The 20,808-nt window shown below is 54.0% G+C and carries 18 protein-coding genes; 12 read left to right on the top strand and 6 right to left on the bottom strand.

All coding sequences use genetic code 11. The features are described from left to right. The first annotated feature begins 1 nt into the window (after position 1). From rsmD to B4B27_RS12360, 7 genes are read left to right on the top strand one after another with little or no spacing between them, the layout of a single operon-like run. Positions 2-550, top strand: a complete 549-nt coding sequence (rsmD, locus tag B4B27_RS12390) for a 16S rRNA (guanine(966)-N(2))-methyltransferase RsmD (RefSeq protein ID WP_290726953.1) — start codon at positions 2-4, stop codon at positions 548-550. Positions 551-566: 16 nt separating this feature from the next. Beyond that, positions 567-1,031 (top strand): pantetheine-phosphate adenylyltransferase, encoded by a 465-nt coding sequence (coaD, locus tag B4B27_RS12385; protein WP_173365822.1) that lies wholly within the window; start codon positions 567-569, stop codon positions 1,029-1,031. A 48-nt stretch (positions 1,032-1,079) separates the two neighbouring features. Beyond that, positions 1,080-1,946 carry a rhomboid family intramembrane serine protease gene (locus tag B4B27_RS12380; RefSeq protein ID WP_290726952.1) on the top strand — a complete coding sequence of 289 codons (867 nt, stop codon included), beginning with the start codon at positions 1,080-1,082 and terminating at the stop codon, positions 1,944-1,946. Positions 1,947-1,972: 26 nt separating this feature from the next. Next, positions 1,973-2,935 (top strand): adenosine kinase, encoded by a 963-nt coding sequence (locus B4B27_RS12375; RefSeq protein ID WP_290726951.1) that lies wholly within the window; start codon positions 1,973-1,975, stop codon positions 2,933-2,935. A gap of 58 nt (positions 2,936-2,993) precedes the next feature. Further along, on the top strand, positions 2,994-4,244 hold the full coding sequence (locus B4B27_RS12370; protein ID WP_290726950.1) for a hypothetical protein: 1,251 nt from the start codon (positions 2,994-2,996) through the stop codon (positions 4,242-4,244). Between the two features lie 18 nt (positions 4,245-4,262). After that, on the top strand, positions 4,263-4,694 hold the full coding sequence (locus B4B27_RS12365; RefSeq protein WP_290726949.1) for a hypothetical protein: 432 nt from the start codon (positions 4,263-4,265) through the stop codon (positions 4,692-4,694). Positions 4,695-4,703: 9 nt separating this feature from the next. Then, entirely contained in the window at positions 4,704-6,299 is a 1,596-nt protein-coding gene (locus B4B27_RS12360; protein ID WP_290726948.1) for a choice-of-anchor I family protein, read from the top strand. A 164-nt stretch (positions 6,300-6,463) separates the two neighbouring features. Here the strand turns inward: B4B27_RS12360 and B4B27_RS12355 are convergent, their stop codons facing one another. Together B4B27_RS12355 and B4B27_RS12350 are read right to left on the bottom strand one after the other, a co-directional pair. Continuing rightward, positions 6,464-6,889, bottom strand: coding sequence for an ACT domain-containing protein (locus tag B4B27_RS12355; RefSeq protein WP_173382230.1), 426 nt, complete (start codon positions 6,887-6,889; stop codon positions 6,464-6,466). 12 nt (positions 6,890-6,901) lie between these two features. Continuing rightward, complete coding sequence (locus B4B27_RS12350; RefSeq protein ID WP_290726947.1) at positions 6,902-8,239, bottom strand: phenylacetate--CoA ligase family protein; 1,338 nt, start codon at positions 8,237-8,239, stop codon at positions 6,902-6,904. A 300-nt stretch (positions 8,240-8,539) separates the two neighbouring features. On the opposite strand from B4B27_RS12350, the gene B4B27_RS12345 reads away from it, so the two are divergent. After that, a complete protein-coding gene (locus tag B4B27_RS12345) occupies positions 8,540-11,287 on the top strand; it encodes a BamA/OMP85 family outer membrane protein (RefSeq protein ID WP_290726946.1) in 2,748 nt (915 codons plus the stop codon). A gap of 11 nt (positions 11,288-11,298) precedes the next feature. Continuing rightward, the gene (locus tag B4B27_RS12340) at positions 11,299-11,814 is read left to right on the top strand and encodes an OmpH family outer membrane protein (protein WP_173365831.1); all 516 of its coding nucleotides are present in this window, start codon (positions 11,299-11,301) and stop codon (positions 11,812-11,814) included. A gap of 33 nt (positions 11,815-11,847) precedes the next feature. On the opposite strand, the gene B4B27_RS12335 is transcribed toward B4B27_RS12340, so the two are convergent. Then, a complete protein-coding gene (locus B4B27_RS12335; RefSeq protein ID WP_173382228.1) occupies positions 11,848-13,041 on the bottom strand; it encodes a class I SAM-dependent rRNA methyltransferase in 1,194 nt (397 codons plus the stop codon). 50 nt (positions 13,042-13,091) lie between these two features. Here B4B27_RS12335 and B4B27_RS12330 point away from each other — a divergent pair, with 50 nt between their 5' ends. Then, a complete protein-coding gene (locus B4B27_RS12330; protein ID WP_290726945.1) occupies positions 13,092-13,523 on the top strand; it encodes a VanZ family protein in 432 nt (143 codons plus the stop codon). A gap of 2 nt (positions 13,524-13,525) precedes the next feature. Here the strand turns inward: B4B27_RS12330 and murB are convergent, their stop codons facing one another. Continuing rightward, complete coding sequence (gene murB / locus B4B27_RS12325) at positions 13,526-14,434, bottom strand: UDP-N-acetylmuramate dehydrogenase (RefSeq protein ID WP_290726944.1); 909 nt, start codon at positions 14,432-14,434, stop codon at positions 13,526-13,528. A 50-nt stretch (positions 14,435-14,484) separates the two neighbouring features. On the opposite strand from murB, the gene B4B27_RS12320 reads away from it, so the two are divergent. Together B4B27_RS12320 and mtgA are read left to right on the top strand one after the other, a co-directional pair. After that, positions 14,485-15,609 (top strand): CHC2 zinc finger domain-containing protein, encoded by a 1,125-nt coding sequence (locus B4B27_RS12320; protein WP_173382225.1) that lies wholly within the window; start codon positions 14,485-14,487, stop codon positions 15,607-15,609. Positions 15,610-15,616: 7 nt separating this feature from the next. Continuing rightward, a complete protein-coding gene (mtgA, locus tag B4B27_RS12315; protein ID WP_173365836.1) occupies positions 15,617-16,336 on the top strand; it encodes a monofunctional biosynthetic peptidoglycan transglycosylase in 720 nt (239 codons plus the stop codon). Here mtgA and B4B27_RS12310 read toward each other — a convergent pair whose 3' ends face one another. Together B4B27_RS12310 and B4B27_RS12305 are read right to left on the bottom strand one after the other, a co-directional pair. Next, positions 16,337-17,566: a GspE/PulE family protein gene (locus tag B4B27_RS12310; protein ID WP_290726943.1), complete on the bottom strand. Its 1,230-nt coding sequence runs from the start codon at positions 17,564-17,566 to the stop codon at positions 16,337-16,339. It lies immediately after the preceding gene. Between the two features lie 89 nt (positions 17,567-17,655). Next, positions 17,656-20,802 carry an efflux RND transporter permease subunit gene (locus tag B4B27_RS12305; protein WP_290726942.1) on the bottom strand — a complete coding sequence of 1,049 codons (3,147 nt, stop codon included), beginning with the start codon at positions 20,800-20,802 and terminating at the stop codon, positions 17,656-17,658. Between the last annotated feature and the right edge of the window lie 6 nt (positions 20,803-20,808).

Genomic DNA, 20,808 nt, shown 5'->3' with positions numbered 1-20,808 from the left:
TATGCCCATCCGCATTACTGGTGGTCTGTTGCGGGGGAGGAATGTCCCCTCTCCCGATTCATCGAAAACAAGGCCCACGGGCTCCCGCACGAGGGAAGCCCTCTTCAATATATTGCAGGGCGTTGAAGGTTTCCGGGTGCTCGACCTCTTTGCAGGAACGGGAATCATGGGAATCGAAGCTGTTAGTCGTGGCGCCTCTAGCGTCGTCGCCGTTGAAATGGCTCATTCCCAGGCGAGGCTCGTGTTTCAGGCCTACAAGGCTCTCTCGTTGGAATCGAAACTTACTTTGTTAGAAAAGAACGCGCTGACTCTTGAAAAAGAATTACTTTGTTCTGAATCTGGGTTCGACTTAATTTATGCAGACCCGCCGTTCAAGAACATGGACTATCCGGACCTGCGTCCTTTTTGGCAGTGGCTGAATCCGGGGGGAACGGCTGTGTTCGAAGCGCCGAGCCGGGACTTGCCGGCATGGGCCAAGGCCGCCGAAGAAGCGGGAACCGTGCAAATCCGCCGCTACGGCGAATCCTCCCTGGTGGTCTACAGGGGATAATTTCTATATTTGCGGCATGAAAAAAAACGCCGTATTCGCAGGGTCCTTCGATCCTTTCACTGTGGGGCACCTAGATGTTGTGAAGCGCGCCTCGGCGCTCTTTGATGAACTGTGGGTGCTCCTGGCGGTAAATGTTTCCAAGAAATACTTGTTGCCGGAATCGACTAGGGTCGAAATCGTCAAGACGGCGGTCAAGGACATTCCGAACGTGAAGGTGGATTGTTTTGACGGCTTGACTGTCGATTTCGCGAAACGCGTTGGCGCTAGGTTTCTGGTGCGCGGCATTCGCGGTGCAGGCGATATTGAATACGAGCAGACGGTTGCCTGGAATAACAAGATGCTTTATCCTGAATGCGAGACGGTTTTCTTGTCGAGCGCTCCCGAGCACCTGATGGTTTCCAGTACCGTGGTGCGCGAGCTCCTGAAGTGCGGAATCGTTCGCCACGTCCCCGAAGAAATTATCCCTCTGTTGAAGAAGTAAGTAGGAAAAACTATGCGTCCTTTTGCCTTTCTCCCTAAAGTTATAAGAGTGCTGCTGATTTCGAATGCGGTTGTCTTTTTGCTTGCTTTCGTGGTCGGTAGGCTGCTTGGCCTGCATCTGAACTTGCCGGGCCTTGGATATGGGAGCCTTGCCGAATACATTTCGTACTTCGGCGCTTTTTGGCCTTTTGCCCCGGAGCAGGCATGGCGTTTCGTGACGTACATGTTCGTGCATGTCGACTTCTGGCATTTCCTTTTTAACATGCTTATGCTCTGGATGTTCGGTTGCGACGTTGCCGACATGATGGGTTCTAAGCATTTCATGGGAATGTATTTCTTTTGCGGTATTTTTGCTGCCGTGTTCAGCATGGTCATGTACTGGTTCGGCATGACGAACGCCCCGATAATCGGTGCTTCGGGAGCTCTGATGGGGATTTTTGTTGCCTACTACAAGTTCTTCCCGAATCGCATGCTGTTGCTGTTCATGTTTTTCCCGATGCGCATAAAGTATGCCATGTGGTTCATGGTGGCAATCGATGTTTTTATGGCGGGATCGGGAGACCATGTAGCTCACCTTGCTCACTTGGGTGGCGTCGTGGGCGGATTCCTTTACATGCACTTGTTTGAACGGGGTTTTGGTGGTTTCGGCCATGCTTTTGAAAAAATGCGAGGCCCGAAATTCAAGGTGTATCCGGGAGGCCGTTCTGAGAGGGAATCTCGCGACGAGTCGGATAGGGATGCCGAAGATGCAAAGGCCCCTCTCGAAGGCGAAGTTTTCTATGTAGATGAACAAAAGCGCGTAGATGAAATCCTGAAAAAGGTAAATAGCGAAGGCATAGATTCGCTGACGGATTCTGAACGCAGATTTTTACTGCAGGCTAGCGACAAGTTGCGTCGCCGCAGGGGCGGCCTGTAGTTTTGGACATTTTTAGAGGAAGCATTATGAAGAAAGTTCTTGGTATGGGCGCGGCCCTCGTTGATATTCTCGCGAATGTGGATGACGCATGGATTGAATCTCAGGGCGTGCAGAAGGGCGGCATGAACATGGTGGACTGGCCGCAGATGGAAAAGTTCCTTGCGGCGCTCAAGAACCCGCTGCGCGTGCCGGGTGGCTCTACCTGCAATACGATGGTCGGGCTCTCACGCCTGGGCGGCAAGGCTGCGTTTATCTCGAAGGTCGGCGATGACGAACTCGGGAAGATTTTCCGCGAGCACCTGGAACGCAACGGCGTGGAATCGAAGCTCGGGATGAGCGATGCGGCTACGGGTTGCGTGTTCTCTGCGGTAACGCCCGATGCCCAGCGCTCCATGTGGACGTACCTCGGCGCTTCTGACTTCCTTGTGAGTGAGGACTTTGTGCCGGCGCTCTACGACGGCGTGGGCCTGCTCTATGCGGAAGGCTACCGCGCGTTCAATGCGGATTGCTTCAAGAAATCATTTACGCTGGCGCGTAGCCTGGGCGTGGAAACCGCGCTTGACTTCAGTAGCTTTGGCGTGGTGGAAGCCTGCCGCAAGCTGTTTGATGAACTCTTTGCCGAAAAGATGATTGATATCATCATCGCGAACGAGGACGAGGCGTATGCGTATGCGGGCGTGAAGGAAGAGGCTGCACTTGATGTTCTTGCACAGAAGGCGAAGGTTGCCGTGGTGAAGATTGGCAAGCGTGGCGCCCTCATTGCGAAGGACGGCAAGGTGACCCGCGTGCAGGCAGGCCCCGCGAAGGCCATCGATACGACTGGTGCCGGCGACCTGTGGGCGTCGGGATTCCTGTACGGCTACATGAACGGCTGGGACATGGAACACAGCGGCAACCTCGGGAGCGTAGTGAGCAACGAGGTGGTGCAGGTGATGGGCGCGCAGATTCCCGAAGACGGCTGGAAGCGCATTCTGGCTGCCCGCGGGTAGTATGCCCGCTAACGATTCGCCCCAAAACGATATATATTTAGGAGAAAAGGGAGGCTTTATGAAATTATCCACTCTGAAGAACAGCCTGATGGCTCTCGCGGTTTTCGCAATGGCTTCGGTTGCCTATGCTCAGGATACGGCTTCTGTATTCATTCGCAATGCTTGCGACTCGCTTCATTCCGAGATTGAACTCGTCCCTGCTTATATCGAAGAGACCAACTGGTACGGCAATCCGCATACAATGGCGAAGGATTCCTCGAACGTTACGCGGCACGAAACCTACGAGACGCTGAGCATGAATTATTCCACGAGTCAAACCATGCAGATTCCTGTGTCCATCAAGGCTTCTTGCCGCGAGATGCAGGGGACGACTGTGGGTTATGCCAAGTGGACAACAAGCCAGACGTGGCAAAATGTTACGGAAGGCGATTACTCGACGTATATTTACGACATTCACGCTTTGAAGATGAATGGTCATGATTCCTCGAATACTTATAACATTTTGGCGTATGTCTCGGGGTTGATTCCCGATGACTATTCGTTTACGGCCTCGAACCTGTTGTTCTCTACGACCTTTGAATTTGCTTTTGAGTGGTGGTTTGCTTCCGTAAAATACCAGTACAATAAAGATGCAACGCATATAGGTATTAGGTTTGGATCCGCGGCCAGCAATGATTCCCTGAAGGCAGTGAATGCCGCTGTTAAAGCGTTGTCTGTTCCCGATACGATAAAGAGCGTCCGCCTTCAGGTGATTAAGGTCGTGCTTGGCGATTCCCGCAAGCCGCTGTCGAGTTCTTCGTCTGAGGCGTCTTCTTCAAGCGAAAATAGCTCTTCGAGCTTCTCTCCTGTATCCTGCTCGTCCGAAGAGGCTAGTTCCAGCTCGAGCGCCGCGACAAGTTCCTCGTCGCAGAAGGTCAGCAGTTCTTCTGCGGATCCCGTTTCTTGTTCTAGCGTAGAATCCAGCAGCTCTGCCGAACAGTCGTCTTCGAGCAAGGAAGTCGAGTCTTCATCGAGCGGAACATCGTCTTCGAGTGAGGCATCCTCGTCCGCTTCCGCCGAGTCGAGTTCCGGCACGGAGGCAAGTTCTTCTTCTGATGCAGAAAGCAGCTCCTCCGATGTTGTAAGTTCTTCGTCCGAAGGCCCGACGCGTCTAGCTACGATGTCTGCTCCTGAAGCCGCAGTTCATGTGGTGCAGGTGCGTAGCCTTGATGGATCTGTCGTTAAGAATGCTGGCAAGCTTGCTCCGGGCGTGTACTATATGAAGTATTCGAACGGAGTTTGGCGTAAAACGGCTGTCATGCCCAGGTAGGTTGTTTTTATAATGCGAGTGTTAAAGTCTTTTCTTGCCATTCTTTTTTGTTCAGTCGCGATTGCATTTGCGGCCGAGGACGCTCAGCCTGCGGATCCCGTCAGTACGGAAGCCGTAGGCCAGATCGCCGTTTCCGAAGTCCAGGCTGAACTTGCCATGCGCGATAGCGTGATGCAGGAACGTGATAGCCTTTGTGCTGTGGAAAAGGACTCGCTTCGCAAGGCTGTTGTCGTTGAAGAGGCGAAGTGTGCCAACTGGGAACAGAGCTACCAGACAATGAAGCTAAACAACGAAGTCTGCGCTCAGGCTCTGGGTATCGCACTTGAAGTGAACGAAAAAACCAAGGATAAGGCCGAAGAAGAACGTAAGAAGATGACCATGATGGGAGGCTCTTCTTTTTTGGGTGGAATTGGAATTGGCCTGCTGATAATGTGGCTGATAATGAAGTAGGAATTCGGTATGAAGTTTTTTGCCCCCGTTGCTCTTAGCCTGCTTTTGACGACAGGCTTTTGTTTTGCAAAGCAGAACGCCCAGTTGGCGGGCCCGTTCCAGTTGGGGAATGTGCTCACTCCGCTTGCGACCTTGCCGATGAAGACTGCCGAGATTTCGGACTTTATGCCAGGCAAGAACATGCTGTTCGTGGTGGGTGGAGAAAAGATTATCGAGGTGGTGGACATGAACAATCCTGGCCTCCCCAAGAAGGTTGCCGAGGTGCAGGTTCTCGGGAATGCGTCTAGCGTGACGGTGCATGGCGACTTGGTGGCGGTATCCCTGCTCGAAGACGAGGAATGGCGCGACGGCCAGGTGCAGGTGATGCGCTATACGGATAGCCTTGAGGTCGTGGGACTCTACAAGGCGTGCAGCCAGCCCGACATGATTAAGTTTACGCCCGACGGCAAGAACCTGCTGGTGGCCTGTGAGGGTTCACCGAGCGCGGATTTTTCGGAAGACCCGGAAGGCGGCGTTGCTATTTTGTCCGTAGCGCAGGCGGGCGAGGCGGACTTGTGGAAGAATGCGGAATATACGGTGGCGCGCTTCGACCATCTTGATTCAAATACTCTCAGGAAGGCGGGTGTACGCGCTCCGGGAACGCAGGGCTTCTTGAAGTCTTTGGAGCCGGAATACATCACCGTGTCTGCCGATTCCAGGTGGGCTTGGGTCTCGCTGCAAGAGAACAATGCCATCGCGAAGGTAGATGTAAAGGCCCGCAAGGTGAAGGATGTTTTCGCCCTCGGGCACGTTGACTACATGAAATCCGGTGCCACGATTGATGCGGTGAGCGATGGCGTGATTGAAATGAAGAAATACCCGCTGCGTGGGCTCCGGCAGCCTGACGGTATCGCTTCCTTTTCTATCGGCGACAAGTATTACGTGCTGACGGCAAACGAGGGCGCTCCGGTCAATGATTACAAGGCGTGGACGGACGTGACGACCCCGATGATGCTTGCTGATCAGGAACGGCTCGACCGTCGCGTGTTCACGGATTCGCTCCTGAACGAACTGAAGGACTTGAGCGTGAGTGGGCTCGAACGCACGTGCGACGGGGAACGCGACAAGAGGGCTGCCTGCCCCTACATGTACACGTTCGGCACGCGTTCCATGAGCATTTTCAACGGCGAGACAGGAAGGCTTGTGTGGGATTCTTTCGATGCGTTCGAACGCATTCTCGCAAAAAGCGCCCCGGACTACTTTAACTGGAATTCCAAGAAGAACAAGCTCAAGATGGACAAGCGTAGCAGCGACAAAGGCTGCGAACCCGAGAATGTGACCGTGGGAGAGGTCGGTTACAGGCGCTATGCGTTTGTCGGTCTGGAACGCACTAGCGGGATCATGGTCATCGACGTGACGGAAGCCGAAACGCCCCGCTACGTCAAGGCTCCGAAACCTGGAGAGTACAAGGGCCCCAAGGTGGTCGGTTTTTACCTGGACCCGCTGGATCGCGGCCCGGAAGGAGTCCTCTTTATTCCGGCAGACAAGAGCCCGCTCGAAGGCCAGGCCTTGCTTGTTGTCGGTTACGAATACAGCAAGACTCTCACGATTTACACGGTGAAATAAGACTGCTGTTGGTTTTCACGTAAAAAACGCCGGGCTTTTCGCTCGGCGTTTGAAATTTTTGGATCCCCACCTTGGTGGCCATGCGCACTAAGCACTAAAGTGCTAAGTGCGCATGGCCACCAAGGTGGGGATGACAACTAAGGTCGCGGGGATGACAATCCGGGTTACCCCAGCAGTTCTTCCTTGCTGATGGCCTTGAAGTTCGTCGCCTTCAGGGCCTCGATGGCCTTGTCCGTGTCCTGGAAACGGAGAATCATGATGTTAGAGCCGTTCAGGGTGGAGGGGTAGGCGTACATGTAGTCGATCTGCTGGCTCCCAACCGCGGTGGAGAGCAGTTCGGCGAGGCCACCGATGGCGGCGTTCACGGGGCAGGCGACCACGTCGGTGATGGTGGCGCTGAGGCCCGCCTTGGCGAGCACGTCTACGGCCTTTTCCGGGTCACTCACGATAAGGCGGATAAGCCCGAATTCGCCGGAGTCGGCAAGCGTGAGCGAAAGGAGGTTCACGCCCGCATCGGCAAGGGACTTGCAGACTGCATGGAGGCGGCCCGGGCGGTTGGAAACGAAAACTGAAACCTGTGGAATTTTCATAGTGCATTCTCCTTACATCTTTTTCCTGTTGTCGACAACTCTCTTGGCTTTGCCTTCGCTACGCGGCAGCGAATCGGGTTCGCACAGCGTGACGATCACGGAAATGCCGAGAATCTGCTCGATGGAATGCTTGAACTTCTTGTTCAGCTGTTCCATGGCACTCATGGAGTCACTCACCATATCGCGGGAGACTTCCACCTTGACCTCGAGCGTGTCCATGTTGTTCTTGGTGTCGAGCACAATCTGGTAGTGCGGCAGTGCCTTCTCTGCGCGGAGGAGGGCCGTTTCGATCTGGCTCGGGAACACGTTCACGCCGCGCATGATAATCATGTCGTCGCTACGGCGGCCAATGCGGCGGATGCGGCGGATGGTGCGGCCGCACTTGCACTTCGTCTTCTCGATGGCGGTAATGTCGCGGGTGCGGTAGCGGATGATGGGCATGGCCTTCTTGCTGAGCGTAGAAAGCACGAGTTCGCCTTCTTCGCCGTCCGGGAGCGGTTCCAGCGTTTCGGGGTCGACGATTTCGGGGTAGAAGTGGTCTTCAAAAATGTGGATGCCGTCGCGGCAATCGCATTCGCAACCCACGCCTGGGCCAACGATTTCGGAAAGGCCGTAGATGTCGTACGCCTTGATGCCCGTCTTTTCTTCGATGTAGTCGCGCATGCCGTCGCTCCACGGTTCAGCTCCGAAGATACCGCGCTTCACCTTGAGGTCGCGCAGGTCGACGCCCATCTTTTCGGCAACGTCGATGATGCGGACAAAGTAACTGGGGGTTCCACCCACCGCGGTGACGCCGAAATCCTTCATGAGCATCACCTGGCGTTCGGTATTGCCGCCGCTGATGGGGATGACGGTTGCACCGAGGGCTTCGAAACCGCCGTGGATGCCGAGACCGCCGGTAAACAGGCCGTAGCCGAAGAAGTTTTGCACGATGTCTGTGCTCCTGAACCCGCAGGCGAGGAGGCCGCGCTTCACGACCTGGGCCCACACTTCCATGTCTTCCTTGGTGTAGCCGACCACGATGGGCTTGCCGGTGGTGCCCGAACTTGCGTGCAGGCGCACGACTTCGCTCAGGTCTACGGCGAACAGGCCATACGGGTAGGTGTCGCGCAGGTCCTTCTTCATGGTGAAGGGGAGTTTCGCCACGTCCTTGAGGGTCTTGATGTCTTCGGGCTTGAGTCCCTTCTCGTCCATGCGTTCACGGAAGAGCGGGACCTTCTCGTAGGCAAGTTTCACGGTGGCGCGCATACGCTGCAGCTGCAGGTCGCGGAGTTTTTCTTCGGGCATGAAGTCGAGTGCCATTTCGGGCAGGACTCTATTTTCTTCGTCATTCCAGGCGGTTGAACGCATATAATCCTCAGTTGCCGGTCTTTGGGACCGCGGTTAAAAAATTACAGCCTAGAATTTATCTTTTTTTCCGATGAAAAATCAGGGAAAAGACGAAAATTCTTTTCGAAAAAACACGTTTGCGAGTTTAACAAAAAGTGTAAAACCGTTGATTTGTTTTTCTAATTGCTTTTGGATGCGTTTTTGACTTTCTTTTGTGGGCTAATTGCCGTTTTTTTTGTATTTTTGGGCATGAATTTTGTTTTAAATGCAATTATAGGTAGGTTTATTCTGCGTCCTCGTTTGCTCTTTATCGTTTTAGCTTTGGTTGGACTTGTTCAGGCTCAGTTGTTGGACATGTCCCAGATGCCCACGGATTATATGGCTGAAAATAAGGTCCGCAAGGTTCTTGTGGAAGGTAACGTTCACATGGACCAGCGATCCGTGCTGGGTCGAATTGGTATTCGGGATGGCCAGACCTATTCTCCGGCCGCCCTTTCCGACAAGGTCCAGGAGGCCGTGACTGCTCTTTACAAGTCGGGACTTTTTGACGACGTGTCCGCCTGGGTGGATTATGTGGATAACTCGACCGAGGTTGACCTTATCTTCAAGATCAAGGAACTGCCCGCTCTTGATACGGCGATTATCGACGGCTGCGACGAAATCTCCGAAGATGACTTGCGCCTCAAGCTTCGCTTGATTCCGGGTCAGGTCTACAGCAAGAGCCAGCTTGAACGCGACCGCCAGGCTTTAATCGACTATTACCATTCGGAAGGTTTCCTGCTTGCCGAAGTGGGCTACCGTGAGACCGCCATCGACGAAAACAAGAACCAGGTGACGTTCATTATCCGAGAAGGCGAAAAAGTCAAGGTTCGCCGCATTGAAATCGAAGGTAACGACAATGTGCCCGCAATTGACATTACCGACCATATGCTCACGAAGGTGGATCAGTGGTATGGTGGCGGCGAGTTCAAGGAAAACGTTTTTGAGGCCGACCGCGATTCCGTGCTCAATGCCATCCGCCATTTTGGCTTCCTGGATGCGGAACTCACGGATTACCGTGCTGAATACTTGCCGGATTCCAGCTGCCTGTTCTACCTTGGACGTATGGTGCCGGTTGGGGAGAGCCTCCAGCCCCTTTACGACCAGTTGAACCGCGCCATGGGCGATTCTGCGACTGCAATCTACAAGATGGCAGGAAAGCCTACGATGCAGGTTTCCCATTATTTCCGCCAAAACCACAATGCGGCAAGCCATAACTACGTGACCCGTCCTAAACCGAAGGTCATGGACGAAGAAGAAGCGCTCAAACTTTTGAACGACATCATCCGCTACGAGAATTCTCGCCGTGAATGGCTCAAGATTGTGGATGGTCGCAAGTTCAACAATCCTAAGATCGATTCGCTCAAGGCGCTCCCGAAACTTTCTGCCTACGACGAGAAACTCTTGGTCCGTTACATGCTCGAAGACATGTTCCCCGTGCTGAACAAGTACGATAATATCAAGACTTCTAGCGCCATTTGCATTCATATCGGCATGGTCGAGGGCCGTCGTTACTACATGGGTAGTGTCCACTTCTCCGGCAACGAGGTCCTGAACGATAAGATTCTGGGCTACGCATTCCGCCTCGACAGTGGCAAGGTCTTTGACCAGTACCTCTACGACGCTTCCCGGAAGGCCCTGATCGAAGTGTACCGCGAAGACGGTTACCTGTTTGCCCAGTTTGACGAGGAACGCACGTTCGAAAACGATTCCGTGGTGAACCTCACGTACCGCATGCGCGAAGGCCTCCCGGCGTCCATTCACAAGGTCTATATCCATGGCAACACGAAGACCAACGAGAAGGTCATTCGCCGCGAGGTGCGCCTGTATCCGGGTGATACCTACCGCCAGTCCGCCCTGGAACGTAGCTTCCGCGATATCATGCAGCTCAACTACTTCGACATGGTGCTTCCGGATATCAAGGTTTACGGAGAACAGGAAGTCGACCTCGACTTTACGGTTCAGGAGAAGGAAGCGGGCACGGGGCAGTTCAGCCTGGGCGTCTCCTATAGCGAAAGCGACGGTCTCGTCGGAACGGCTAGCATTTCTATCCCGAACTGCTGTATGGGTGATGGCCAGGCGGCGAGCTTGAGTGTTGAGTACGGTGCCGACAAGAAGAGCGCCTCGATCAGTTTCCAGGAACCGTGGCTGCTGGACAAGCCGATTACCCTTGGTGCAAGCCTCAGCTACACCTGGTGGAACATGGAAGATTACGGAGATCCGGACATTACCCGTTACGGTGGCTCCGTCTACGTGGGTAAGCGTCTCAAGTGGCCCGACGACTACTTCTACGGTCAGGTGGGCTATAGCTGGCTCATGAATAAGCAGGGCCCGAACATCGATGGCAGCTACGTGGTTTATACCGGTAAGGAATCGGCAATCAACTTCCGCTTGCTGCGTGATGATAAGAACCTTCCGCAGTTCCCCACCGACGGTTCCCGCTATGTGCTTGACGTCCAGGTCGCAAACGACCTCCTGTTCAGTGACTTCAGCTTTGTGAAGACGGAACTGACCATCAAGTGGTGGTTCCCGCTGTTCCGCGATCGTCTGGCGATTGCCCTTACGAATGAATACGGCGTTATTTTCGGCGACCAGCTGCAATACCGCACGCTCTACACGATGGGTGGCGTGATGGGTTACGAAGGCACCATGCGCGGTTACAGCGCAGGTTCCATCGGCTACCGTCGCCTGGGGCGCAGTTTCCAGTATATTGGTGCTGAACTCCAGCTTGGTATTGTGCCGCAGACATTCTACCTGCTTCCGTTCTTCTTCGACGCAGGTAACGTGTTCGGCGAACGCTACGACCCCAAGACGAAGGTCGCGAAGCCGAGCAGGAACCCGCTTAGCGAATGGGATCCGACCAGTCTCAAGAAGGACATCGGTTTCGGATTCCGCGTAGTGGTGCCGATGCTCGGTATTATCGGATTCGACTTCGCTTGGCCGCTGGACGTGGGCGAGACCTACTCCGGCTTGAAGCGTAGCGAAGTGGGCGACATGGAATTCAACTTTGTCATTGGCCAGGGATTCTAACAGGAGGCTCTATGATGCGCAGACTTATACTTCTAGTGGTGATGGCTCTTGCTTGTGCCGGATTTGCCGAGGACGGCCTGCGCATTGCCCATGTGGATTCCAAGCTCATCTTTGACGGTTACAAGGGCACGAAGAAGGCCCAGGAAGAGTATGACCGCCAGGTGGCCAAGTGGGAACAGCAGGCGAACCTGTTGCAGAAGGAACTTTCCGCTATCAAGGAAAAACTTGACAAGCAGGTGCTGATGCTCAGCGATGAAAAGAAACGTGAGCTTGAAGCCGAATACAACAAGAAGGATACTGAACTCAAGACCTTCATCGACCGTGTCTACGGGCGCAAGGGAGAACTCATCAGCGAAAACGAAAAAGTGAGTGCCCCGATTATTCAGCTCATCCGCAAGGCGATTAACGAAATTGCCTTGCAGGAAGGTTACGACATGGTTGTGGACCGTGCCACGGGTGCCGTTCTCTTCTGGAAGAAAGAAAACGACCTCACGAACAAAGTTCTGGACTACCTGAATAGCCGCTAGTGAATCGGGATTTCTCTCGGTCTAACTTACACCTTACACAACCTGAACGAGCAATCCCTTGAGGTACTGCCCTTCGGGGAATGCTGTATTCACGGGATGGTCGGCAGGTTGGCCGAAGCGTTCAATGATTTGAACGTGGCGCTTGGCATCGGCGGCGGCATCCGCGATAATCTTCTGGAACAGGTCCATTTCCATGAGCCCGGAGCAACTGAAGGTCGCAAGCATTCCGCCCTCGGCTAAAAGCTTCATGGCGAGCAGGTTGATGTCCTTGTAGCCGCGGGCTCCCTTTTGCAGGTTGTCCTTGCTTTCCACGAACTTGGGCGGGTCGAGCACGATGAGGTCAAAAGTTTCGGCCTTGTCGCGGCACTTGCGCAAGTACTGGAACACGTCCGCTTCTACATGGGTGGCGTGTGCGGTGCTGAGCTTGTTACGTATGATGCCTTCCTTGGCGAGCTTGAGCGCGTCCTTGGAAACATCCACCTGATAAACTTTTTCGCAACCGCCGCGGAGAGCGTAGAGCCCGAATCCGCCGGTATAGCAGAAGCAGTTTAGCACCTTCCTGCCCTTGGAAAGTTCTCCGATGCGGCGGCGGGCGTCGCGCTGGTCCAAATAGTAGCCGGTCTTGTGACCGTTCTTCACGTCGATGGGGAAGAGGATTCCGTTCTCGTTGATGATGACGGGCTCGTCGCCCACTTCGCCATAGACGACACCCGTGCGCAGTTGCAGGCCTTCCTTGCGGCGCACTTCGGAATCGCAGCGTTCGTAGATTCCCTTGCAGTGCGTCTTTTCGGCGAGCAGCTCGTAAATCGTTTTGCGGTGGACTTCCGCACCGGCTGCAAGGATTTCGACAGAATAGATGTCGGCGTACTTGTCGATGATGCAGCCCGGAATGCCGTCGTTCTCGGCGTTAATCAGGCGGAAAGCGGATTCCTTGTCTTCGATGTCAAAACCGCGGCTTTTGCGGGCCGCAATCGCGCGGTCAAGAATATCGCTGAAGAATTCGCGGTCGATGTTTGCCTTCTCGCCGAACGTCCAGAAACGCCCGCGGATCTGGGACTTGGGCGAGTACGCCGCAAGACCCAGAAAATCGCTCTTGTAGCTGTAAACTTCAACGGTGTCGCCAAGTTCCGGGTCGCCGATAACTTCGTCAACGGCTCCGCTAAAAATCCAAGGGTGGTAACGCAATGCGGACTTCTCGCGTCCGGCTTTCAGAGTAATCGCTTTCATGGGTGTAAATGTAGAAAAAGGGAATGCATTTTTCTACATTTGGCGTCGATATGTTCGAAAGCATTTTTGAAAAGTATCCGTTTTTCAGGTCTGTTCCTTGCATTCTCTGCATGGCCATTATTTTTAAACTGTCGTCGATGACGATGGAGCAGTTGGAGGGCTTGCCCCACGTTTGGGACAAGCTTGCCCATTTTTGCGAGTACGCGACCCTTGCTGGCTGCTATGCCATGCTCTGGAGCCGAAACGAATGGTCTAAGCGCCAGTGGTTGCGTGTGCTGGTAGTTGGCGGCCTTGCTCTTGCTTACGGATGTACCGATGAATATCACCAGAGTTTTACCGAGGGCCGTGACAGTAGCGTGTTGGATCTTGTGGCCGATTTGACCGGAGGTCTTTTTGGCGGTGTTGTATATGCGGTGATTACCCGCATCCTGAACCGATTTGATCCGGTGTCCGAGAAGGTGGAATCCAAGGCTGAAGAATAAAACTAGAATTCTCCGAGCAGAATAATCTCGCGCTTTAGTTGAATACCGAATTTTTCGGCAACTTTTTTTTGCACGAGTTCGCTTAAATTCATGATGTCTGCGGCAGTTGCGCCACCCGCGTTCACGATGAAATTCGCATGCAACGTACTCACTTCGGCGCCACCGATGCGGAGTCCCTTGAGCCCGGCCTGCTCGATGTAGTAGCCGGGGGCGACTTGCGTGGGCGTGTCTTTGGCCCCGGTTTGTAACCGCTTGAAGGTGGATCCCGCATTGGGCATGTTGAGCGGCTGGCTCGCCTTGCGCTTGGCCATGCATTCGGCAAGTTCCGCTTCGAGGTCGGCAACGGATTTACCTTGTGCATTGGCTGTGGGTAGCTGGAATGTTGCAGAAAGGATTGTGGCCTTGTCCTTCTGGAAGATACTTTGTCTGTACCCAAAGGCGCAGTCGGTGGATGAAACCGTGCGGATGTTGCCGTCGCAATCAAGGATGGTCACTTGTGTGCAGCAGGTTCCGATTTCTTGCCCGTAGGCGCCTGCATTCATGTAAATCGCGCCGCCCAAAGTTCCCGGGATTCCGGCGAGTTTATGGATGCCCGCGAAGCCAAGTTTCATTGCTGTCCGCGCGAACCTGCCGAGCGGGGTAGCCGCTCCGACTTTGAACGAACCATTTCCTGAATCCTCGATGGCCGAAAATACACCTGCAAGCGTAATGACAACACCGTCGTAGCCCTTGTCAGAAACAAGCAGGTTCGTCCCGTTTCCGAGAATGAAGTGGGGCAGCCTCTTTTCGTGGGCTTGAGCGATGGCCGTCTTTAGTTCTTCGTTGTCTTCGACTTTTATAAAATAACGTGCTGCACCGCCAACCTTGAAGGAGGTGTGCTTGCTCATAGGCTCGTTTTCATTGACAATCATAGTCAAAATATAGCTTAGCTTCAAACATTTTTCCTATTATTTCATTCGAAATGACCGACGACGAACTGAAACAATTCAAGGCTTCGCTTTCCATCACCGCGGTGGCCCAGGCTCTGGGAATCAAGGTCGAACGTGGAAAGTTCAAGTGCTTCTATCCGCAGCGCCATGTCCATGGCGACCGCACGCCGTCGGTCTCTATATCGGAAGAACGCGGAATGTTTCGCTGCTGGGTCTGCGACGATGTCCGTGGCGATGTGTTTTCGCTGGTGCAGCAGTATCGCGGATGCTCGTTTCCGGAGGCCTTGAACCTGCTCAAGGATATGTTCCCGTTCCTGGTTGCGGGAGGCAAGCGTGCCGTACCGACTTCGCCCGCCGTTTCGTCGTCGACGCTTCAACCGGTGATTTCGCGTGATGAACACCGCGAGGTCGTTGCTCCCCCCGAACGTGAAATTTTGTCGGAAGAACCTAAGGCGCTCATTCCTGACGAAGAACGAAAGAAAGTCGTGCTTTCTTTCTTGAAGATGCTTTCGCCCATAGACGGAACTCCTGCTGCAGCCTACCTTTCAAAACGAAGAATCTACAAGCCTGTTTGGGATCGGATGCTGCTTCGCTGCATTACGGATTACGATAGCCTGAACCGGCATTTGAGGGAATCCTTCAGCATGGACGTCCTTCGCTACGTTGGACTCTTCAATGACCGGGGAAACTTGCGTTATTACAAGCATCCGCTGATATTCCCGTATCTCGATACGCAGAATCGCGCGTTCCATTTTCAGGCGCGAGCCATCGATAGAACCGTCGAACCCAAGGAACTCCACCTGAAGGGGTCGGTTCCGTTCCCGTATAATTTATCTGCATTGAACCAAAAGACGGGATGGATTTACCTGTGCGAGGGGGTTGTCGATACGCTCACATTCTTGCAACAGAATATCGAGGCGGTTGGAATCCCGGGCGTTCGCAGCTTCAAGATTGAATGGCTCCCGCTTTTCAAGAACAAGAATATCGTGCTTTGCCTAGACCACGACGAGGCTGGGCGCAAGGGGATGGAATACCTTCAGGGTGTTTTTGGTAATGCTGGCATCCGAACCATTATTTTAGGAGATGGTTTGGAGGGGCTTTCCTCAAATATCAAGGAAGGCGAAGATGTCAATGATTGGTTTGGAGGAAAAAAGTAATACGATTATGAAAAAATTTGCGATTGTAGGCCAGATTCTCTTGGTGGCCTTGCTGATTTATTCAGTGCTGTTCTCAATTGTGGGGACAATCTTTATCATTAAGGCACACTCGATTATCTTTGATCCTATTAACGATATCGGCTCGATGAAAGAGGAACCTCCGGCCATGAGCCGCTTTATGCAGGACTTGCTGGATTCCAATCCGAAGGTGCAGATGAAACATCGTTACGTGCCGCTGGATTCCATTAGTCGCAACCTCCAGAGGGCGGCGATTGCTGCCGAGGATCCGGGATTCTATTATCATCCAGGTTTTGATGTGAAAAGCATCGCGTGGGCGATGGATGCGAACGTGTCCGCCGGTAAAATCCTTTATGGCGGTTCGACAATCACGCAGCAGCTGGCGAAAAACCTTTTCTTGACGGGCGAACGCACTTGGGAACGCAAGGCGAAGGAATTGGGCTATGCGGTGGTGATGGAATGGAAATTGGGTAAAGACCGAATCCTCGAATTATACTTGAACTATGCCCAGTGGGGCAAGACCATTTTTGGATGCGAGGCGGCGAGCGAAGTCTATTATGGAATCCATTGCTCTGAACTCGACATGCAGCAGGCAATAAACCTGGCCGCGATGCTAGCGAGTCCGGGGAACCACATGCCGGACGAAGATTCTGAATTTATGCGTAACCGCCGGCGCAATATCAAGTTCCATCTGGAAAAACCACAGTAATCATGCCAGTACGCGGTTGACTTCGTCTAGGTCCGTGATTCCAGAATGAACGAGTGATTCTGCGTATTCGCGGATGTTTCCTTCGACGTAGCTGCCGTCTGGTTTCAGGATTTCGGTGGCGGCGATTCGCCCCCGGTAACCGCCTGAACCTGTTTTCTTCCGCAACAATCTTTGAGCGGCAACACCGAGGAGCACGTCTTCGAGAACGTTTGCCGAAATTCCCAAATCCAAAAGCCTGTCCCTTGCCGCTTTTGCGCTGTTCGTATGGAGTGTGGAAAGTACGAGGTGGCCCGTTTCTGCCGCCCTTACGGCTATGCGGGCGGTTTCCTCGTCGCGGATTTCGCCCACGAGGATTACGTCAGGGTCCTGGCGTAGAATCGAACGCAATGCAGCCGCGAAGGTGAGCCCACATTTTTCGTTCACCTGGACCTGGTTCGCTCCGTCGAGCGGATATTCCACCGGATCCTCGATGGTTGTCACGTTTACCTTTCGCTTGATGATCTCGCGAAGCCCGGCATAGAGCGTTGTCGTCTTTCCGCTGCCCGTGGGCCCCGTAACGAGGAAAAGTCCCTGTGGCTTGGCGAAGATGTTTCTCAGTTGCCTTAGGGTGGCTTCATGGAATCCGAGGGCGACGAGCCCGGTTCCGCCATCATGCGCAGGAAGCAGCCTCAGGACGCATTTCTCGCCCCGGTGTGTCGGAAGCGTACTCAACCGCACGTTCGATTCGTGGCATCCCTGAAAATGGAACGAACCGTCGTGGGGCAGGCGTTTTTCGGTAATGTCTACGTCGGCGAGCAGCTTGAAACGGATCAGTAGCGGGTCGCAAATCCACTCGGGCAGGGTGCGGTAGATTTCGAGCATCCCGTCGCGTCGAAATCTGATTCTCATGCCTTCTTTGCAGGGTTCTAGATGGATGTCCGTGGCGCCTCGTTCAAGGGCTGCTTCCAGAAGCGAGTCTGCGAGGTTGATGATGGGCTCTGATTCCCAGGAATGAGCCTTGCCGCTTGGCGGAGGTGCTGCTTCTAGCCCTGCAAGGGTGTCGCCGACATCCTTAACCGCGGCAGCTCGGATCATCTGCTGGATTTCTGTTTCGGTGTGCTGCTCGGGTTCTAGCCTGCAACCTGATTCCACCCGAATGCGTTCGAGCGAGAACTCATTGTAAATGTCGGGAACGGCTACGCGCAAGATATGGCCTTCGCGTGCCTCTCCCCAGTAAATATTTTCGGTCATGCCCCGCAATATACAAAAAAGGCGGGTTTGCAGACCATAAAAAAATCCCGCCGGTTTGGCGGGATTCCTGAAACATTGCTTGTGCGGGCTTATGCCTTCGCGTGCCTGTTCATCTTGTTCTTAACCTTCTTCACGCCCTTCTTGACCTTGTGGAACAAGGCGTTCGGGAGCCAGAATGCTGTCGGAATGAGGTACATCGTGAGGAACGCGGACACGGCGAGGCCGCCCACGCATGCGATACCCATGGGCTGGTTCATCTTCGCGACGTCACCACCGATGGCGAGAGCAAGCGGCATCTGGGCCACTATGGATGCGAATGTCGCAAGTACGATGGCCTGGAATTTTTCTTTTGCGGCCGTCAGCATGGCGCTGCGCCTGCCCATGGCTCCGCTTCGGAGCAGTCGGTTCGCTTCGTCGAGTAGCAAGATGGCGTTGTTCACCACCACACCGATAAGCATCACGATTGCCATGAGGGAAACCATCGAGAGCGAGGTGTTCGTAAACACGAGCGCGAGGATAACGCCAATGGCGCCCATCGGGATAGTGAACATGATGATGAAGGGCTGCAAGAAGCTTTCGAGCAGGGCCACCAGCAAGATGTAGGTGAGGAGAATGGCCATGAGGATAGCCGCGATGAATTCTTCCACCATGTCGTTCTGCATGTCGGCGTTTCCACCGAAACTGAACGTGATGCCGTCGGGCACCTCATCCTTCATGGAGTCAGTGATAACCTTAATCGAGTCCATGATTTCGCCGGTCGTGTGGCCGGGGAGAAGGTTCATGTAGACGTCTACATGGTTGTGTTTGCGCTTGCGCTCGATCTTGGTCGGGCCTGCGCCGTCGACAATGTCGAACAGCGTGCTTGCCGGGACAAAACCCTTGGGCGTGAGCATCGGCAGGTCTTCAATATCGGCGTGATCCTTGCGGTCTTTCTCTTCCATGCGGACAAACACCTTGTATTCTTCACCGTCTTCGGTGTAGGTGCTGGTTTCAAGGCCGCTTACAGCGATGTAGTTCATGACAGCCACGGACTGCAGGGCGACTCCGTAGTCGGCGAGCGCCTGGCGGTTGGGAACAAGCTTGATTTCGGGCTTGCCGGCTTCGTAGCTCAGCTTTACGTCGACGACGCCGGGAATGTCCTGAATCTTGTCCATGAGGATTTCTGCAGCCTTGAGGGCGGAATCGACAACGAGACTGTTCACTTCGAGCACGACGTCTCCACCCTGGCCGTTGCTCATTTCGGTGACAGAGGCCATCTTGATAGAGATGTATGCGTCGGGAATGTCGGCGAGGTAGGGGCGCAACGAGTCGACAATGTCTTCGGAACTGCGGTCACGGCCTTCGCCGCGCTTGAACAGTTTCAGACGAATTTTGGAGGTGTTCGTGCCCGTAAAGCCGTTTTCACCACCGACGGTAGCGTTGTAGCGCTCCATATCGGGAATGTCCTTGATGCGGCTTTCGATAATCTTCGTTACGCTATCCGTAGTTTCGATGTTCGTACCGATAGGCATTTCGACGGAAATGAGGATTTGACCCTGATCCTGCTTGGGCATGAGTTCGACGGAGAGGAAGTTGAATCCCATGAAGGCGACGAATGCAAGCAGTGCGCCCATGCCGAGCAGCTGCGCGAAAAACCCTGGCACGGAAAGGCAAAAGCCGAGAGTCTTTAGGTAGACAAAGCGGATGCCGTTGAGGACCCACGGGAAGAAGCTCGTGAGGCGTTCCACTATTCCGGGCTTTTCGTCGATAATGTTGCCGTTCTCGTCTTTCTTTTTGCCCTTGAACAGGTAGGCCGCCATGAGCGGGGTGAGCGTGAACGTCACCAACAGCGACACGACTGTCGCAAACACCATGGTCATACCGTAGGTCTTGAAGAAAATGCCTACGATGGACTTCATGAACGCGATAGGCACGAACACGCACACGTTGGTGAGGGTCGATGCCATGATGGCGACCATGATTTCGCTTGTGCCCTTGTAGGCCGCTTCCTTGGGATCGAGGCCATCCTGCAACTTGGAGTTGATATTCTCGAGCACCACGATGGAGTTAGTGACCAACAAGCCCACCGCCGAAGATAGCGCCATGAGAGACATCATGTTGATGCCGAAGTCGGCGAAGTACATGAACGTGAACGCACCGATGACGGAAATCGGCATCGTGAGGGCTGCGATAAGCGTGGTGGAAAGCTTGCCCAGGAAGAGGAGCAGGAGCACCGACGTAAGCACGATGGCAAGGAGGATGTTCTGGATAACGTTGTCTACGGATTCCTGAATTGCTTCGGACTTGTCGTAAATCAGGTGAATTTTGAAACCTTCGGGAAGCGTACTGTTGATCTGTTCCACGCGGGCGAGTGTACCCTTGGCGACGTCGACCACGTTAGCATCAGAACGCTTCTTGATGTCGAGCGAGACGGAGTTGATGCCGTTGTAGCGCGATGCGGATGTAACCGTCTTGACGGTGTCCTTGACCTTCGCGATTTCGCCGAGCTTGATGACGCCTGTTGCAGTCGGGATATCCATGTCGCGCATCTGGTCCAGGTTCTCGAATTTGCCTGCGGTACGCACGGAGGTGTTCTTGCGGCTGCCGCGAACTTCACCGACGGGGTAGTTGATGTTCGACGCCTGGAACACGCCCATGATGGTCGATATGTCTACGCCGCGAGACTTGAGCATTTCCTTGTCGAGTTCGATGGAGATTTCGCGGGTCGTACCACCGAAAATATCCACGCTTGCAACACCGGAAACAGAAGTAAGCAGGGGCTCGATCTCGTCTTCGGCCTTCTTACGCAGTTCGGTCGAACTGACCGGACCGGTGAAGGAGAAGCTCATGATTGCCTGGGCGTTGATGTCGAGTTTCGAAATAATCGGCGCTTCGACGGCATCGGGGAAGGTTGCCGCCGTCTGCTCGATTTTCGCGCGCACGTCGTTTGCTGCCACGTCCACGTTCGTTCCCATGTTGAACATGGCAATGAGGATGCCGTAGTTCTCCATGCATATTGCCTGCACGTAGTCGATACCGTCAACGAGTTCGACGGCGTCTTCGACAGGCTTGATGACGGTTGTCTCGATTTCTTCGGGGTTTGCGCCCGAATAGACGATGACCGCCGTTACCACGGGCACTTCGAATTTCGGCAACAGGTCTACCACCATCATGCGGTAGGTGTAGATACCGAAAACCACCACGGTCAAGATGACCATGAGCATGGTAATCGGTTTATAGATACTCGCCTTAATCATTCAAAA

It is taken from the genome of Fibrobacter sp. UBA2449, assembly GCF_002342555.1.
In the GTDB taxonomy this organism is placed as follows: Bacteria; Fibrobacterota; Fibrobacteria; order Fibrobacterales; family Fibrobacteraceae; genus Fibrobacter.
This window is presented reverse-complemented; position numbering and strand designations above follow the sequence as displayed.